At 61.0% G+C, this 17,349-nt stretch carries 15 protein-coding genes; 10 read left to right on the top strand and 5 right to left on the bottom strand.

Annotation, left to right across the window (positions count from 1 at the left end; all coding sequences use genetic code 11):
* Nucleotides 1-91 precede the first annotated feature (91 nt).
* The 8 genes from phaC to U0029_RS11265 all read left to right on the top strand — a co-directional run bounded on the left by phaC (nucleotide 92) and on the right by U0029_RS11265 (nucleotide 7,393).
* Nucleotides 92-1,717 (top strand): class I poly(R)-hydroxyalkanoic acid synthase, encoded by a 1,626-nt coding sequence (phaC, locus tag U0029_RS11300; protein WP_114851856.1) that lies wholly within the window; start codon nucleotides 92-94, stop codon nucleotides 1,715-1,717.
* Between the two features lie 56 nt (nucleotides 1,718-1,773).
* Entirely contained in the window at nucleotides 1,774-2,511 is a 738-nt protein-coding gene (locus U0029_RS11295) for a 3-ketoacyl-ACP reductase (RefSeq protein WP_012416904.1), read from the top strand.
* Nucleotides 2,512-2,601: 90 nt separating this feature from the next.
* Nucleotides 2,602-3,165, top strand: coding sequence for a polyhydroxyalkanoate synthesis repressor PhaR (gene phaR, locus U0029_RS11290; protein WP_012416905.1), 564 nt, complete (start codon nucleotides 2,602-2,604; stop codon nucleotides 3,163-3,165).
* Between the two features lie 169 nt (nucleotides 3,166-3,334).
* Complete coding sequence (locus U0029_RS11285; RefSeq protein ID WP_012416906.1) at nucleotides 3,335-3,874, top strand: iron transporter; 540 nt, start codon at nucleotides 3,335-3,337, stop codon at nucleotides 3,872-3,874.
* A gap of 2 nt (nucleotides 3,875-3,876) precedes the next feature.
* A complete protein-coding gene (locus U0029_RS11280) occupies nucleotides 3,877-4,209 on the top strand; it encodes a cupredoxin domain-containing protein (protein ID WP_012416907.1) in 333 nt (110 codons plus the stop codon).
* Nucleotides 4,210-4,219: 10 nt separating this feature from the next.
* Nucleotides 4,220-5,056, top strand: coding sequence for an FTR1 family iron permease (locus U0029_RS11275; protein WP_012416908.1), 837 nt, complete (start codon nucleotides 4,220-4,222; stop codon nucleotides 5,054-5,056).
* Between the two features lie 25 nt (nucleotides 5,057-5,081).
* A complete protein-coding gene (locus tag U0029_RS11270; RefSeq protein WP_012416909.1) occupies nucleotides 5,082-6,443 on the top strand; it encodes a 4Fe-4S binding protein in 1,362 nt (453 codons plus the stop codon).
* Between the two features lie 74 nt (nucleotides 6,444-6,517).
* Entirely contained in the window at nucleotides 6,518-7,393 is an 876-nt protein-coding gene (locus U0029_RS11265) for a PhzF family phenazine biosynthesis protein (protein ID WP_114851929.1), read from the top strand.
* 91 nt (nucleotides 7,394-7,484) lie between these two features.
* Here U0029_RS11265 and U0029_RS11260 read toward each other — a convergent pair whose 3' ends face one another.
* The 5 genes from U0029_RS11260 to cphA (U0029_RS11240) all read right to left on the bottom strand — a co-directional run bounded on the left by U0029_RS11260 (nucleotide 7,485) and on the right by cphA (U0029_RS11240) (nucleotide 14,340).
* Nucleotides 7,485-7,817, bottom strand: coding sequence for a BON domain-containing protein (locus U0029_RS11260; RefSeq protein ID WP_012416911.1), 333 nt, complete (start codon nucleotides 7,815-7,817; stop codon nucleotides 7,485-7,487).
* 66 nt (nucleotides 7,818-7,883) lie between these two features.
* Nucleotides 7,884-8,048, bottom strand: coding sequence for a DUF1328 family protein (locus tag U0029_RS11255; RefSeq protein ID WP_114851857.1), 165 nt, complete (start codon nucleotides 8,046-8,048; stop codon nucleotides 7,884-7,886).
* Nucleotides 8,049-8,078: 30 nt separating this feature from the next.
* Nucleotides 8,079-8,279, bottom strand: a complete 201-nt coding sequence (locus tag U0029_RS11250) for a CsbD family protein (protein ID WP_012416913.1) — start codon at nucleotides 8,277-8,279, stop codon at nucleotides 8,079-8,081.
* A gap of 806 nt (nucleotides 8,280-9,085) precedes the next feature.
* On the bottom strand, nucleotides 9,086-11,659 hold the full coding sequence (gene cphA, locus U0029_RS11245; protein WP_114851858.1) for a cyanophycin synthetase: 2,574 nt from the start codon (nucleotides 11,657-11,659) through the stop codon (nucleotides 9,086-9,088).
* Between the two features lie 68 nt (nucleotides 11,660-11,727).
* Entirely contained in the window at nucleotides 11,728-14,340 is a 2,613-nt protein-coding gene (gene cphA / locus U0029_RS11240; protein ID WP_012416915.1) for a cyanophycin synthetase, read from the bottom strand.
* A gap of 355 nt (nucleotides 14,341-14,695) precedes the next feature.
* On the opposite strand from cphA (U0029_RS11240), the gene U0029_RS11235 reads away from it, so the two are divergent.
* Both U0029_RS11235 and U0029_RS11230 read left to right on the top strand, forming a co-directional pair.
* A complete protein-coding gene (locus tag U0029_RS11235) occupies nucleotides 14,696-16,879 on the top strand; it encodes a cyanophycin metabolism-associated ABC transporter (protein WP_249037538.1) in 2,184 nt (727 codons plus the stop codon).
* Between the two features lie 4 nt (nucleotides 16,880-16,883).
* The gene (locus U0029_RS11230) at nucleotides 16,884-17,348 is read left to right on the top strand and encodes a cyanophycin metabolism-associated DUF1854 family protein (protein ID WP_114851859.1); all 465 of its coding nucleotides are present in this window, start codon (nucleotides 16,884-16,886) and stop codon (nucleotides 17,346-17,348) included.
* Nucleotide 17,349 lies beyond the last annotated feature (1 nt).

Below are 17,349 nucleotides of genomic sequence, written 5' to 3'. Positions count from 1 at the left end.
TCGAGCACGGCTTTCTTGGATTACCCGCATTGACAGGCATTTTTCGTAGATGCAACATCAACGTGCGCAGTTCCGATAACAAGGTGTCGAAGTGAACGCCCCTCTTTCCGCCGCATGGCCAGTTCCGGTGAGCGTGGCGCCGGATGCCCTGGCAGATATCCAGGCCGAGTTTTCCCGAGAATGGTTGCGCATCTGCGATGAGGCTCGGCGCGGCGTGTTGCCCGCTCCCGCTGACAAGCGATTCTCCGCTCCTGCATGGAAGACCGATTCCCGTCATTTGCTGATGGCTCACGCTTACCTGTTGTCCGCTCAGGTGCTCAACCGCATGGTCGATGCCGCGCAAGTCAGCGAGCCCTTGCGCAGCCGGCTGCGGTTTTCCATCATGCAATGGGTCGATGCGCTGTCGCCAGCCAATTTTCTGGCCTTCAATCCGGATGCGCAGCAATCCATCATCGAGTCCGGCGGAGAGGCGCTTCTTGCGGGTTTGACCAATCTGGTAGCCGATATCAAAAAAGGCCGCATTACGCAGACTGACGAAAGCCAGTTCGAGATCGGCCGCAATGTCGCGGTGACACCCGGCGAGGTGGTTTACGAAAACCGCCTCATGCAGCTCATTCAGTATGCGCCGCAGACCAGCAAGGTGTATGAGCGGCCCTTGGTCGTGGTGCCGCCCAATATCAACAAGTATTACATCCTGGATTTGCAGCCGGATAATTCCTTTGTGCGTCACGCGGTGCAGGCGGGCCATACGGTTTTCATTGTTTCCTGGCGCAACCCTCTGGCTTCCGATCAGGATGGCGTGGATAGCGCGACCTGGAGCGACTTCCTCGACGAAGCCGTACTCAAGGCCCTGGCGGTGGCGGCTGATATCACGGGGCAGAAACAGCTTAATGCCCTGGGCTTCTGCGTCGGGGGCACGATGCTGGCCGCCGCGTTGGCCCTGGCCGATGCGCGAGGCGAGCAGCCCGTCGCCTCGTTGACCCTTCTGACCTCCTTGCTCGATTTTCACGATACCGGCGTGCTCAACGTTTTCGTTGATGAAGGCCACGCCTTGTTGCGAGATCAACAATTGGGGCAGGGCGGCTTGATGCCGGCCCGCGATCTGGCCACGACATTCTCTTTTTTGCGGCCCAACGAACTGGTCTGGAATTATGTGGTGGGCAACTACCTCAAAGGCCAGACTCCACCGGCGTTTGATCTGCTGTTCTGGAATGCAGACAGCACCAATCTGCCCGGGCCGTTTTTCTCGTGGTACTTCCGCAATACCTATCTTGAGAACAATCTGAAGGTGCCGGGTCTGGCGCGGGCGGCCGACACGCCGCTCGACCTGACGCGGCTGCGCATGCCGGCCTATATCTACGGGTCGCGCGAAGATCATATTGTGCCCTGGCAGTCCGCCTATGCTTCCACGCAATTGCTGCGCGGCCCAATGCGATTCGTGCTGGGCGCCTCCGGCCATATTGCCGGCGTGATCAATCCGCCGGCCAAAAATCGCCGTAGTTACTGGGCGCATGACGGTCAAGAGGTGTTGCCCGGCGATCCTCATGTTTGGAGGGCGGGCGCGCAAGAGCACGCAGGAAGTTGGTGGCCCGACTGGGTTCAGTGGCTGGCGGGCCATGGGGGACGGCAGATTGCCGCCCGCCGCCGCCTTGGCAATAAAACCTATAGGCCCATCGAACCGGCGCCGGGCCGATACGTTAAAGTCAGGGCAGTCTGAATACAGAGCCTGCCCGGTTCAGTTTCAATCTTGCGTCGAAACAGGAGGAAGTCAATATGAGCGGAAAACTGGCGTATGTGACAGGCGGCATGGGGGGCATTGGAACCTCCATCTGCCAGCGTCTGGCCAAAGATGGCTTCCGTGTGGTGGCGGGCTGCGGGCCCAGCCGCAATTACCAGCAGTGGCTGGATGAGCAGGCTGCGCAGGGCTACACTTTTCATGCGTCGGTGGGCAATGTTTCCGATTGGGACTCTACCGTCCAGGCTTTCAATCGCATCAAGAACGAACTTGGCGAGATCGATGTCTTGGTCAATAACGCGGGCATCACGCGTGACGGCTTGTTCCGCAAAATGACGGTCGATGACTGGCGCGCCGTTATCGATACCAACCTGAACAGCCTGTTCAACGTCACCAAGCAGGTGCTGGACTCGATGGTCGATCGCCAATGGGGCCGCATCATCAATATCAGCTCGGTCAATGGCCAGAAAGGGCAGTTCGGTCAGACGAATTACTCCACAGCCAAGGCGGGCATTCACGGCTTTACGATGGCTTTGGCCCAGGAAGTCGCCAGCAAGGGCATTACCGTCAACACGGTGTCGCCCGGCTATATCGGCACGGATATGGTGCGCTCTATCCGTCCCGACGTGCTCGAGAAAATCGTGGCCACGATTCCCGTGCGCCGTCTGGGCTCTCCCGAAGAGATCGCCTCTATCTGTTCCTGGCTTGCTTCTGATGAGTCGGGTTTCGCCACCGGTGCGGACTTCTCGCTCAATGGCGGCCTGCACATGGGCTGACGAGGCCCATGGGGACAGGCCAGCGCCTGTCCGGCAAAGCACGTAAAATAGTTGAGAATTAAAAGAGATCGCCCGATCTCGGGGATAGCCATGACGCAAGCTCAATCTGACGCACCCCAGCGTCTGATCAAGAAATACCCGAACCGCCGCTTGTACGACACCCAGACCAGTTCTTACATCACTCTGGCGGACGTCAAGCAGTTGGTGCTGGCCAATGAGGACTTTCAGGTCGTTGATGCAAAAAGCGGCGAGGAGCTCACGCGCAGCATTCTGCTGCAAATCATTCTTGAAGAAGAAAGCGGCGGCATGCCGATGTTCTCTTCTAGCATGCTGTCGCAGATCATCCGTTTCTACGGTCATGCCATGCAGGGCATCATGGGTTCTTATCTGGAAAAAAACATCCAGGCCTTTATGGAAATCCAGCAGCGCATGGCCGAGCAGTCGCAAGGACTGTATGGCGGCGGCAATCAGTTCGGTCCTGAAGCCTGGACGCAGTTCATGAATGTGCAGACGCCCATGCTGCAAAAAATGATGAACAACTACATCGATCAGAGCAAAAATCTGTTTGTACAGATGCAGGATCAGATGCAGGATCAGACACGAGCAATGTTCGCCAACTTCCCGTTTCCACCCGGGCAGGGCGGGCGCAACTGACCTTGTCCGGCAATAAGCAGAACGGCGTCCTAAATGGACGCCGTTCTGCTTTTGTGCCTGTAAACAGGACTTTATTTAAGATCTTTGTAAGCTGCTTGCCTCTACCATTAATGAAAAGCGTTCTTGTTTGTGTTTTTCACAAGCTTTCACTTACCCGAGGATAAGCCCAATGTTTAAGAAAGCCCTCTTGCTGGCCGCAGCCGCGATGACGATTTCTGGCGCCACGATGGCTGCCGAGTATCCGATCGGCAAACCGGTGGAAAAGGGCGGCATGGAAATCGGCGCCGTCTATTTGCAGCCGGTTGAAATGGACCCTCCGGGCATGATGCGTCCGGCCAAGGACTCCGACATTCACCTGGAAGCGGATATCCATGCGTTGGCCGATAACGTTACGGGCTTCCCGGAAGGCGAGTGGATGCCCTACCTTGTCGTCAACTACGAGATCCAGAAGGTGGGTAGCCAAAACGTGCAGAAGGGCCATCTCATGCCTATGGTGGCGAATGACGGCCCGCATTATGGCGACAACGTCAAGCTGGAAGGCCCGGGCAAGTACAAACTCAAGTACACGATTCTGCCGCCTACCGCCGACAAGGCATCCCATTTCGGTCGTCACGTTGACAAGGAAACCGGCGTGGGTCCGTGGTTTGAACCCATCGAACTCAACTATGAATTCGTGTTCGCTGGCACTGGCAAGAAGGGCGGATACTGATCATGCGCGGCCTGTTGGCCTTGTTGCTGGCCTTGATGCTCTGGATGCCGGCTCACGCCGACGAAATGCCGACGTTCACGCTCACGTTCAAGCCCGATGGCACTTTCGAGCCCGTCAGGCTTGAGGTGCCGGCGGGCCGCTTCAAGGTCGAGCTGATCAACGAAAGTAATGAGCCGGTGGAATTCGAATCGATTCCGCTGCGCAAGGAAAAGGTGCTGGGCCCCGGCGTGAAGTCCTTTGTGGTGATCACGATTACACGGCCGGGCGAGTATCCTTTTTTTGATGATTTTCACCAGAACGTGAAAGGCACGCTGGTGGTCAAGCCCAAGGAATAAGCCGGGCCCTATGGAACAGGTTGCATTCATTGTCTGGCGTGAAAGCGTCGAGGCTCTGCTGGTGGTAGGTATTCTGTATGCATGGTTGCGCGCTACGCCGGAAGGCAGGCGCGGTCTGCCGTATCTATGGGGCGGGGTGGCGGCAGGCCTGGCGCTGGCCTTGATGCTGGCGCTGGTGCTGCTGGGTGTGTCCGAGTGGCTGAGCGACACTGGGCAGGAGTGGTTCCAGGCGGCTATGTCATTGATCGCCTGCGTGCTGGTGGTGCAGATGGTGGTCTGGATGAAACGCCACGGCCGCACGCTCAAGCGCGAGCTTGAAGGCGGTGCGCGCGCCTCCATCGCGAATGACAACTGGTGGGGCTTGCTGGTGCTTGTCATGATTGCCGTGGCCCGTGAAGGCAGTGAAACGGTGGTGTTTCTGTACGGCACCGTGTCGGCCGCTCAGCATGGTGGCAATCCCTGGATGCTGGCCTTGGCTGGCCTTGGCGGTTTTTTGGTCGCCTTGTTGACCTTCTGGCTGTTGCAGCTTGGCGGCAAACTCATTACCTGGCGGCGCTTCTTCCGTGTCACGGAAGTGCTGCTGCTCCTGCTGGCCGGTTCGCTGCTGGTGGGGGGGTTGGACCATCTGATTTCGCTGGATGTCGTTCCCACCCTGATGGACCCAGTATGGGACAGTTCGTGGTTGCTGGACGATAGCAGCGGTGTTGGCAAAATTCTGGCCGATTTCGCGGGTTACCGCGCCTTCCCAGCCTTGATTTCCGTGTTGGTCTGGCTGGTGTATTGGCTGGTGGTGTGGGGATTTCTGCGCCGCGCCGATGCCCAGGCTGCACAAATGACGGCCCGCTGAGGCAAGCGGCCGACGAGGTTTTGCAATGGCTACTGCGTTAGGGCGGGCGGCCGCCCGCTTTGCTGATTTTCTTCGCGATCATGCCCCGTTGCTGCGCAAGCTTCAGTGGGGCATTGTTGCGATATACGCCTTTCTTTTGATCGTGCCGGCCTTTCTGCCCTTACCGGGCCGCACGGCGTCGCTGTTCAACAATCTGACCGTACTGGCGCAGTTTGCCTTCTGGGGCATTTGGTGGCCTTTTGTGTTGGTGTCCATGCCTATTTTGGGACGAGCCTGGTGTGGCTGGTTCTGTCCGGAGGGCATGTTGGCAGAATGGACCAGCGAGCGGGGTCAAGGCCGCGCCATTCCCAAGTGGATGCGCTGGGGCGGCTGGCCTTTTGTGGCTTTTGCCCTGACGACGGTTTACGGTCAATTGGTGAGCGTGTATCAGTATCCGCTGGCCGTGCTGGCCGTGCTGGGCGGCTCAACGGTGGCCGCCATGATCGTCGGTTACCGTTACGGCCGCAGCAAGCGGGTCTGGTGCAAATATCTCTGTCCGGTCAATGGCGTATTCAATCTTCTGGCCAAGCTCGCGCCCTGGCACTATAAGGTCAATGAAGAGGCTTGGCGGCATCCCGTGATTCGTATCGAGCCCGTCAATTGCGCGCCGCTTGTGCCCTTGCGGCACATGAAGGGCGCTGGTGACTGTCATATGTGCGGCCGTTGCAGCGGCTATCGCGGCGCCATCGCGCTTACGCCGCGTTCTCCCGAGCAGGAAATCGTCAGGGTGGCCGATGGCGACGGCTGGCAAACCGCGCTGATCTGTTTCGGCTTGATGGGCGTGGCAATCGGGGCCTTTCTCTGGAGCGCCAGCCCCTGGTTCGTGACGCTCAAGCAATGGGCCGCCACCTGGCTGGTCAATCACGACATCATGTGGCCACTGCTCGACAACGCACCCTGGTTCATCCTGACGCACTACCCCGAGGTCAATGACAGTTTCTCCTGGCTGGATGGCGCCGGGATTCTGGCTTTCGTTGCTGGGGCTACGGTCTGTGTGGGTGGGGCGGTGTTTGTCAGCCTTTGGGTGGCGAACCGCATTAGTCCGCTGGCTCAAGGCATGCACAAGCTTGCGCAATCGCTGATCCCCTCTGCCGGCATTGGCGTGTTCTTGGGCCTGTCGGCCACGACAGTGACGCTGCTGCAGCATGAGGGCCTGCGTACGGCCTGGGTGAAGCCGCTGCGTTTCACGCTGCTGACCTTGGCGGTGCTTTGGACCCTGCGTCTGGCCTGGCGTATCCTGTCCCAAAGCCAGGTCGGCGCGCTGCGCCGTGTTTTGTCCTGGCTGGTCGTGGCTGCCGGGCTGACGCCGTTTTGCCTGGCCTGGTGGCTGTTCTTCGCGGCTTGGTAAAAATCGCGCGCGGCTGTATCTGTCGCCCCTGACGGACAGCCGCTATATTGGGCATTTTCTCCGAGCCCTGCGCCATGCCTGCTTACCGCTATCGTCTCGTCAATGTGTTCGCCGAAGCGTTCTTCGGCGGCAATCCGCTTTGTGTGTTTGAAGATGCGCAAGGCATGTCGTCAGAAACCATGCGTGATCTGGCGCTGCAATTCAATCTTTCCGAAACGACTTTTGTGCTCGACCGCCCGGAGCCGGGCGTGGCTGTGGTGCGCATTATGACGCCGACGCATGAAATGGCGTTTGCCGGCCATCCCTCGTTGGGCACGGCGCATGTGCTGCGCGACTTGGGTCTGGCCGTCGAGGGCATGACGACCTTGTCGGTGCCGGCCGGGCGTGTGCCCGTAAGTGCTGAGGGCGATGTCTGGACCCTGGTGACGCCTTCAGTCGGCGCACCAGGTGTGCGGACGCCCGAGGCCAGCCGCGCCGAGGTGGCGGGGTTTCTGGGTATTTCGCCCGAAGACATCGCAGGCGATCCCGTATGGATGAATACCGGTATCGAGCAGTGCGTGGTGCCCTTGGCCTCCCCAGAGGCCGTGGCGCGTAGCGTGCCCAGGGATGCGCCGCAGTGGGGTTCTAGCCTGGATGGCCGCCGCGTCTTGTATGCCTTCGCGTTTGATGAGGGCAGGCGCAGTCATGGCCGTGAAGTGGTGCGGGCGCGGTATTTCAGTGCCCGTGGCGCGAGCGTGGTCGAAGATCCGGGTACAGGATCTGCCTGCGCCAATCTGGGGGGATGGTTGCTGACACAAGGTCGAGCCATTCCCGATGGCGTGGTGGTGGAGCAGGGCGATGCTTTGAGGCGCCCCTGCCGTTTGTTCCTGGATGTAGATGTGGCGACACAGGCTATTCGTGTGGGCGGCCGTGTCATCAGCGTGGGGGAAGGCGTAATGCATTTGCCTTGAGGCCAGTGACGCTGCAGGCGCCGGCGGGCATCTCTGCAGCGTCGAGGGCCGGGCGGCGTCGCCGCCCTCAGCCATGGTTTGCAGCAGGCCCTTACTTGGCGCGAGCCATCTCCACCTTCACGTCATTTTTGACCTGTTTGACGCCGTCCACGCCGCGCGTAACGATGGCGGCCCGATCAGCCTGGAAAGCCGTGCCCACTGTGCCGGTCAGGGTCACGACGCCATTATTGGTTTCGACGGCGATGTCGAGTGCGCTGAGGTCCTTGTCGGCCACGATGGCTGCTTTCACCTTGGCGGTGATTGCGGCGTCGCTGGCGTATTCTCCTACGGATTGCTTGGGCTGTGCTTCAGCAGCGTGCGCCAGGCCGGTGAAAGCGGCGGCCGAGCCCAGGGTGATGGCGGCGAGCAGTTGACGAGTTTTCATAAATGTTCTCCTGGTAATGGCGCTTGAGCTGGGTGCTCAAGCGAAGGTGCTGCGAGGCTGCGGATGCTATTTCTTTCTCAAAGCGCCACTGAGGACGGATAGCAGTGCGAGCACCAGGAATACAAAGAACAGGATCTTGGCGATGCCGGCAGCGCTGGCGGCGATGCCGCCGAAGCCCAGAACCGCCGCGATGAGGGCAATAACGAAGAAAACAGCCGCGTAATACAGCATGATGATTCTCCTCGAATGTGAGCACCCGGATCAGCGGTTGCGGTCGAAGAAGTCGCGCACTTCCTGTTGAGCCTGCTCGCGGGTTTTGCCATAGCGCTCTTGGATCAGACCCGCCAGGCGTTCGGCATTGCCTTCGGTGCGGGTGAGCTCGTCGTCGGTGAGTTCTCCCCAGGCGGCACGGGCTTTGCCGGTGAGTTGCTTCCACTTGCCCGCAATAATGTCGTTGTTCATATCGCCTCCTTGAGTTGCTGTAGGCGGATCACCTGGCCGGGTGATCTGCGTTGAGAACCGATCGGCATGGGTCTACCCTAAAAGTCCTGAGCAGGCAGTGTCAAACTAGGCTGTGGATGAATGTAACAACGCCGTCCTAGGACGTTTCTTAGGGCGGCGCGCAACAGGCAGCGTTACATTTCAGAGAAGTCTTGATCAGAATTGAGCCGTGTCTGTAACGGCATCCATCAAAGCATGCGGCGTAATGCGTCGTCGCATTTGAAGTAGTGATGCCAGAGCGCGGCCAGGGCCGTGCAGGCCGCTCACGCAGCCTGCCGAGCAGCAGAGGGCGCGCTTTTACGGAGGGCCACGGGTTGGCGCCTATGAGATGCCAACCCCAGTCCAGGCCGATGAGGGTGACGGGCCGGCCATGTTCACCGTCAGGATGGCTAGCAGGAGTTGGGCAGAATAAAGACCTAATGCGCCAAATGCCTGGCACGCGCCAGCAGGGCGGATTGATTCAGAGCTGGAGGCGGTTCATGGCGGGGGCAATCGCCTGCCGTCAGCAGCAACGGTACGCCCGCGCATAAATGCCCGTCTCGGCGCATCTCCCCGGATGGCGATATAGGCCAGCGCAAGCCGCGCGGCAGTTATGCAGCGCAGGGCGAGCGCGCCTCGCCTTGTACCGGGGCAATGGCCGTCTCGATATGGACCGCTTCCTCACAGAGCAAGAAGCCTTATCCTAGGGCAAGCCACCGGCCAGCTTGCTTGACGTCAGCTCTGCTGCGCGGACGATCCGGCCCCGAAGCCGGGGCCGGCTGCCTAGGTCAGCCTTTCTCGGCGACACGCTGCGCGATGTGCGCCAGCGCTTCCTCTACCTGATCGACCAGGATCAGGCAGAGGTCGCCCGGTGACAGGCTTTCCAGTGCGCGGTCGATCGCAATGAACTCACCGCGGATTTCTTCGATCCGGGAGGCGCGCTTGGCCTGCGTGAGCCCTTGGCGCAGCAGCGCGATGACCTCGCCGTCCTCACGCCCGCGTTGGCACTGATCTTCATAGAGCAGCACGTCGTCGAAGTAATCGCCCAAGATTTCGGTCTGGCGGCGAAGGTCCTCATCACGCCGGTCGCCCGCGCCGCTGATGACGACGCTGCGCCGCTTGGCCGGTAAGGCTTCAATCGCCGAGACCAGGGCTTCGATGGCGTCGGGGTTGTGGCCGTAGTCGGCGATCAGGGTAGCGCCGCCGTAATCGAAGACATTGAAGCGGCCCGGTGCGGTCTGCGCGTCATTGACGAAAGAGGCCAGCGCCTGGCGTATTGTCGCCCAGTCGATGCCCAGGCCCCAGGCTGCGCCAATGCAGGCCATGGCGTTTTCGACCTGGAAGGTGATCGCGCCGCCCCGCGTGAGCGGGATTTGGGCCAGCGGAATACGGACTTCCTCGCCGCCTTCGGCCGCTACGATGTCATCGTCTTCACGGTAGACCACACGACGTCCTTGTGCGCGATGTGTGGCGATGATGGGGTGATTGCGATCGGGTGCGAAGAAGGTCACGTCGCCTGGGCAGACGCTGGCCATTGCGGCGACATGCGTATCGGCGGCGTTCAGGACGGCCATGCCCTTGTTGCGCACATATTGCACGATCACGCGCTTGACTGCGGCCAGCTCTTCAACGGTGGTGATATAACCCAGGCCGAGGTGGTCGCCCATGCCGATATTGGTCACGATGGCGACATCGCAGCGGTCAAAGGCGAGGCCTTCACGCAGAATGCCACCGCGCGCCGTCTCGAACACAGCCGCATCGACATCGGGGTGCAACAGGATGCGGCGCGCACTGCGCGGTCCGCTGCAATCGCCGGTGTCGATACGGCGAGTTCCTATGTACACGCCGTCGGAGTTGGTCATGCCGACACGTTTGCCGGAGACGGCCAGAATGTGGGCGGACAGGCGCACCGTGGTGGTTTTGCCATTGGTGCCAGCGACTGCGATGACTGGAACGCGGGCATCGTCGCCTTCCTTGAACATCTGGCCGATGATGGCCTCGCCCACGGGGCGGCCCTTGCCGAACGACGGTGTCAGGTGCATGCGCAGGCCTGGCGCCGCATTGACTTCCACCACGCCGCCATGTTGGTCTTCCAGCGGCAGATGCACGGTTTCGGCCACCACGTCCACCCCGCAGATGTCCAGGCCTATCATGCGCGCCGCCGTGACGGCGCGCGCTGCCATTTCGGGGTGCACCTCGTCCGTGACGTCGGTGGCTGAGCCGCCCGTGCTCAGGTTGGCGTTGTTGCGCAGCACGACCAGCGCGCCTGAAGGCGGCACGGATTCGGGCGCATAGCCCTGTTTGCTCAAGACGCCCAGGGCGATATCGTCCAAGCGGATCTTGGTGAGCGAGGTGGCATGGCCGTCGCCGCGCAGCGGGTCGGTGTTGATGTCATCGACCAGTTGGCGGATGGTATGCACGCCGTCACCGGTCACCTGCGGCGGATCGCGGCGAGAGGCCGCTACCAGGGTATCGCCCACCACCAACAGCCGGAAATCATGGCCGGGTATATAGCGCTCGACAATGACTTCGGAGCTGATCTGCGCGGCGGCCTCGTAGGCGGCCAGCACACGCTCACGCGTTTCAATATTGACGGCCACGCCGCGCCCCTGGCTGCCGTCGCGCGGCTTGACGACCACGGGGCCACCAAGTTCCTGCGCCGCTTCCCAGGCGGCTTCTGCGTCGTCCACAGAGCGGCCCATGGGCACCGGCACGCCCGCGGCGTCCAGCAACATCTTGGTGAGATCTTTGTCTTGGGCGATGGACTCGGCGATCGCGCTGGTATGGTCGGTTTCTGCGGCCTGAATGCGGCGCTGACGGCTACCCCAGCCGAATTGCACCATACTGCCCTGCGTCAGTCGGTGATAAGGGATGCCCCGCGCCACGGCAGCGTGGACGATGGAGCCGGTCGAGGGGCCCAGACGCAGGTCTTCATCGAGCTCGCGCAAACGCGCAAGCGCCTGCGGCAGATCAAAGGGCTGGTCATGCAGAGCCGCCTCGATGAGGCTCAGGGCCAATTCCAAGGCCAGCCGGCCTACGTCTTCTTCGCTGTATTCCACCACGACCTGGAACAGGCCAGGCTCGGGTGTAGGGGAGGTGCGGCCGAAGGTGACCGGGCAGCCTGCATGCGCCTGCATAGTGAGCGCAATGGCTTGCAGCACGTGGGCCAGCGAGATGGCGCCGCTATGGCCTTCCGGTCGCAACAGGCCGATTTGGGGAAAGCGCGCGCGCAGGCGGGCTTCGAAATCGGGCAGGTCATCGATGGAGCATTCGGCCGGCGCGCAGAGGGCGACGGTTTCGATGGCGGTGTTGCGGCTCCAGAGGTTGGGACCTCGCAAGGCGCGGATTCGGGATACTTCCATGGCAGGTTTTCCTGTCGTCGAAGTGCGCCGCCTTATAGGCGGCGCCAGCATATTGTTTGTGGGTCTGTTTACTGTTGAATCCAGCGGCGCACCAGGTCAATGGTGGGGCCGGAAAACGCTTCGTCGGACTGCAGCAAAATGAAATCGTCGCTAGCCGCCGCGGCAAGCACATGCTCGATGGCTCGCGCGTGATCCGCCTCCTCGACAATCTGTACCGCAGGCCCGCTTTGCGTCAGGCCTTGGCGCAGCAGGGCGCGGGCCTGGCCTGCCGGGCGTTTGCTTTTGACCGTGGCGTCGTCATAGAGAACGACAAGGTCAAAAAGCTGGCCCAGCAGCCGGCCCTGCTCGATCAGATCGGCGTCCCGCCTGTCCATGCCGCCGGAGTACACGGCGATACGGCGTTTGGCCGGGAAACGCTGCACGGCAGCCGACAGGGCGCGCAGACCCGAGGCGTTGTGGACGTCATCGACCACCACGCTGACCGAGTCGCGCTGGAACAGCGTGAACTGCCAGGGCGCGTCTGCCTGATCAATGTCGAAGGTTTCGATTCCGGCACGGATGAGGTCGACCGGGATGTCCAAAGCCCAGGCGGCCGCCACGGCCGCCAACACGTTTTCGGTCTGGAACTCCACGCGTCCGCCATGCGTAAGCGGAATGGCGGCGATAGGAGCCAGTTTTTCTTCTTCCTCGCCACGTGCCAGCACGATGTGCTCGTCGCGCAGGAATACGGTGCGTTTGCCCTGGGTGCGGTGTTGCGCCAGCGCAGGCAGTTGCGGATCGATGCCGAAGAACAACACTTCACCATCGCACAGTTCGGCCATCTCCACTACGCGGGCGTCGCGCGCATTGAGCACCGCCGCGCCGGTAGGCAGAACCACGTCAACCTGCGTGCGGAACACGGTGAACAGGCGTTCGGTTTCGTTGATATCGAAATCGCCCAGATGGTCGCCGTCGTCGATATTGGTCACCACGCCGACCTGGCAGCGGTCATAGGCCAGGCCTTGGCCGAGAATCACGCCGCTATCGTTCTCGATGACGGCAGCCTCGACGTTGCGGTTCATTAACACCCGGCGGCCTGCCGCCCAGTTGGCGCAATCGCCTTTTTGCACCAGGCGTTTGTTGAAGTAAAGGCCCTCGCTGCAAGCCAAGCCGGTCTGTTTGCCCGACAGGTGCAACAGACGGCTAATCAGGCGGGCAACCACTGTCTTGCCATTAGTGCCCGTGACCCCGACGATGGGAATCCGGCCGTCTTCGCCTTCGGGGAACAGGTGATCGACGATGGCGCGGCCGACTGGGCGCGGGGTGCCTTCGGCCGGCTTGATGTGCATCAGCAGGCCAGGGCCGGCATTGACTTCGACGATGGCGCCACGCTGCTCCGCCAGGGGGCGGGAGATATCTTCCGCCACCAAGTCCACGCCGGCGATGTCCAGCCCCACGGCGCGGGCAGCGAGCGCTACCAGTTCAGCCGTATCGGGGTGAACGCGGTCGGTGACATCGAAGGCGACGTTGCCGCTGCGCTGAATGAGTACGCGGCGGCCTTCGGCGGGTACGCTTTCGGCGGTCAGTCCCTGGCGGGCAATTTCCAGACGCGCGGCAGAGTCCAGGCGCACGGGGTTGAGCGGGTGGTTTTCGGTTCGGCCCCGGCGCGGGTCAGTATTGATCTGGCTGTCGATCAGGTCTTCGACTGTGGAGACCCCGTCTCCGGTAATCCAGGCCAGTTCACCGGCGGCGGCAGCCACCATGCGGTCGCCCACCACGAGCAGGCGGTGTTCGTTACCGGGAACAAATCTTTCGACAATGACGCCGCTGCCTTCATCGACGGCAACGGCATAGGCCGACTCGACTTCTTCACGGGTTGACAGATTGGTGAATACGCCTCGGCCGTGGTTGCCATCATAGGGTTTGATCACCACAGGCAGGCCAATACGCTCAGCCGCCGCCCAAGCCTGTTCGACGCTGTCAACCAAATGCCCTTCGGGCACCGGCACGCCGCAAGTCTCAAGAATGGATTTGGTCAAATCTTTATCGCGCGAAATGCCTTCGGCGATGGCGCTGGTGCGATCGGTCTCCGCCGTCCAGATGCGGCGTTGGCGTGCGCCGTAGCCGAACTGCACCAGATTGCCCTCGAACAGCCGGGTATAGGCGATGTCGCGGTCATCGGCCGCATCGACAATGCAGGCCGTGCTCGGGCCCAGGCAATGGCGATCGACCAGGCGGCGCAAATCGGCCACGGTCTGCGCCACGTCGAAATCGCGGTCTTCGATGGCGGCCATGACCAGATCACGGGCGGCTGACAGCGCGGCGCGGGTGACAAGCTCATGCCAGGCGCGCACGATAACTTTGTACACCCCGACCTTGGAGGTTTCTCGCGCCTTGCCGAAGCCGCCCGGCAGGCCCGCCAGGTTTTGCAGCTCCAGCGTCACATGCTCCAGGATGTGGGCAGGCCAGGTGCCTTCGCGCAGACGCTGCAGAAAACCGCCGCGCACCCCTGGGCTGCAACGATGTTCGATCAGCGTGGGAAGCCAGGCGGTCAAGCGCTCATAGAAACCCGGTATGAGGTTGGAGGGGTATTCCTCCAATTCTCCGATATCAACCCATGCCTCCAGCACCGGACGGTAAGTCCAAATATTCGGGCCGCGCAACGCCACGACATCGATAAATTCAATGTCCTTTTTTTTCATGTTTCTTTGAGAGTTTATATCGCCTGGCTGGCGCGAAGAGCCCGGACAGGGAGTAAGTTCGGGTAGCGCACGGAGAATATAAGCCAAGCGGGATTGGGCGGAAGAATTTCCTAGGGTGGAAAATATGAAAACCGACTGCTACTATACGCCGCCTTTTTGCCCATATAAACTCAAGCTGTTGTAAGGAACGGACAGGTTTTCGGACCCCAGTTGGGGCCGCCAAGCTGAGTCGAAGGTTGGCTCCAAAAGCGTTCTGATGAAAAAACACGATCCTAATTCCGGCGCTACAGGGCGCGAGTTACCTGTTCGGTGGCAGGCCGAAGTCGAATCATAACTCGACGCTAGTGAAACCCTCTTGGGCTGGCTTGAGACCGATCTTGACGCACGTCTGTGTTTTCGTCCAGGTCTCGTCGCGGTCACCGACCGCCGTTTGCTGGCGCGTGCGCCCGAAGATGAGCGCTGGCGTGTGTTTCCTTATGCGCCAGGCCAACGCCTGACGCTGCAGGATCACGCGGGGGCAGTCTGTCTCGAACTGGCCGATCCGCAGGAGCGGCTCGGCCAATGGCGCTTTACGCTGGGCCGCAACCCGGCGGCGCTCAAGTTGCTGACGGTTTTCGAGGGGCAGCACGCCCTGAGGTTGTCGGGTGCCGCGACGCAGAAAAAGCAGGGTGTCGATGTTTGCCCAACCTGCCAGAATCCTTTGCCCGAAGGCGAGGATGACTGCCCGGCTTGCAGCGAAGAAGTCCAACCTTCAACGACCTGGGCGCTGTTGCGCCTGTGGCGTTTTGCGCGACCCTATCGCGTACCGTTGATCAGCGGTTTCATTCTGACCCTGCTCGCGACGGCCGCCACCCTGGTGCCGCCCTACCTCACCATGCCGCTCATGGATGACGTGCTCATCCCTTTCCAGAACGGCGAAGTCATTGATTACAACAAGGTCAGGCTTTATCTGGGCGGGCTGCTGGCTTCTGCCTTGGTTGCCTGGGGGCTGGGGTGGGCCCGCACCTATATCCTGGCCTGGGTCAGCGAGCGCATCGGCGCTGACCTGCGCACCACCACCTATGCGCATCTACAAACCCTGTCATTGGAGTATTTCGGCGGCAAGCGCACCGGGGATCTGATGGCGCGCATTGGCAGCGAAAGTGATCGCATCTGCGTGTTTTTGTCGCTGCACCTGCTCGATTTCGCCACTGATGTGCTCATGATGGTCATGACGGCCGTCATTTTGTTCTCGATCAATCCCTGGCTGGCGCTGGTCACCCTGCTGCCCTTGCCCTTCATCATGTGGATGATTCACGTGGTGCGAGACCGCCTGCGGCACGGTTTTGAAAAGGTGGATCGCATCTGGGGTGAAATCACCAATGTGCTGGCCGACACCATTCCCGGTATCCGCGTGGTAAAGGCCTTCGCCCAGGAAAAGCGCGAAGTGCACCGCTTCCGTGAGGCCAATAACCGCAATCTGGAGGTCAATGACCGCGTCAATACCGTGTGGTCGCTGTTCTCTCCCACGGTGACGTTGTTGACGGAAATCGGCCTGCTTGTGGTGTGGATTTTCGGCATTTGGCAGGTGTCGCAAAAGCAGATCACCGTTGGGGTGCTGGCGGCCTTCCTGGCTTATATCGGGCGCTTTTATATCCGCCTGGACTCCATGAGCCGCATCGTCTCGGTGACCCAAAAAGCCGCCGCCGGCGCCAAACGCATTTTCGACATTCTGGACCATGTCTCCAGCGTGCCGGAACCGCAAAAGCCCGTGCCGATGCCGCCGGTGCAGGGCCGCATTGATCTGCGCAACATTGGCTTTCGCTATGGCAACCGTTCGGTTATCCGTGGCATGAATCTCTCGATTGCGCCGGGTGAGATGATCGGTCTGGTCGGCCACAGCGGTTCGGGCAAGAGCACGCTCATCAACCTCATCTGCCGTTTTTACGATGTTTCCGAAGGCGCCATCGTGGTCGATGGCGTGGATATCCGTTCTTTGCGCGTGGCCGATTACCGGCGCAATATCGGGTTGGTGCTGCAAGAACCTTTCCTGTTTTTCGGCTCTATTGCCGAGAACATCGCCTATGGCAAGCCTGAGGCCAGCCGCGAGGAGATTATTGCCGCGGCGCGCGCAGCGCATGCGCATGAGTTCATTCTGCGCCTGCCGCATGGCTACGACTCACTGGTCGGCGAACGCGGTCAGGCCTTGTCGGGCGGGGAGCGGCAGCGTATTTCCATCGCTCGCGCCTTGCTGATCGACCCGCGCATTCTTATTCTCGATGAGGCCACGTCGTCGGTGGACACCACCACCGAGAAAGAAATCCAGAAGGCGCTCGACAATCTCGTGCGCGGCCGCACCACGATCGCCATTGCCCACCGCCTGAGCACGTTGCGTCGCGCCAACCGCCTGGTGGTCCTGGATCGCGGGCGCATCGTCGAAGAGGGTACCCATGAGGCGCTGATGGAGCGCGAAGGCGCTTACTACAAGCTTTACCAGGCGCAGGCGCGCAATAAAGAAAACGAAGCGGAAGACGGCGACGACGTCGCCGCCGTCGCATAACATCATGAACCCAGACTTTCAGCTAGGGCGCAATGCGCTAGGCCGCCTGATCCTGACCCTCGATGGGCAGACTTATGAGGGGGTGATGCCCGTGCGGGCCTTTCCTATCAGCGCGCCGGCTCGCGGCCTGTCGCTCGTGACTGCCGATGGCCGAGAGCTGCTCTGGCTCGACGACATCGAACAGGCGCCGGCCGAGGCGCGCGCGCTTATCGAAGCAGAGCTTGCGGGCCGTGAGTTCATGCCCGAGATCCGTCGTATTGCAGCGGTGTCCACCTATGCGACGCCGTCCACCTGGACGGTTGAGACAGATCGGGGCGATACGCAATTCGTGCTGCGCGGCGAAGAAGACATCCGCCGGCTCATGGGGCAGACGCTGCTGATTTCGGACAGCCACGGCATTCATTATCTGATCCGCGATCAGCTTGCGTTGGACCGGCACAGCCGCAAAATTCTCGATCGTTTTCTCTGAC

Origin of the sequence: Bordetella avium (assembly GCF_034424645.1) — a bacterium.
GTDB classification, from domain to species: Bacteria; Pseudomonadota; Gammaproteobacteria; order Burkholderiales; family Burkholderiaceae_B; genus Bordetella; species Bordetella avium.
Note: the sequence above shows the minus strand (reverse complement) of the source record. Positions and strands in the feature narration are given on the sequence as shown.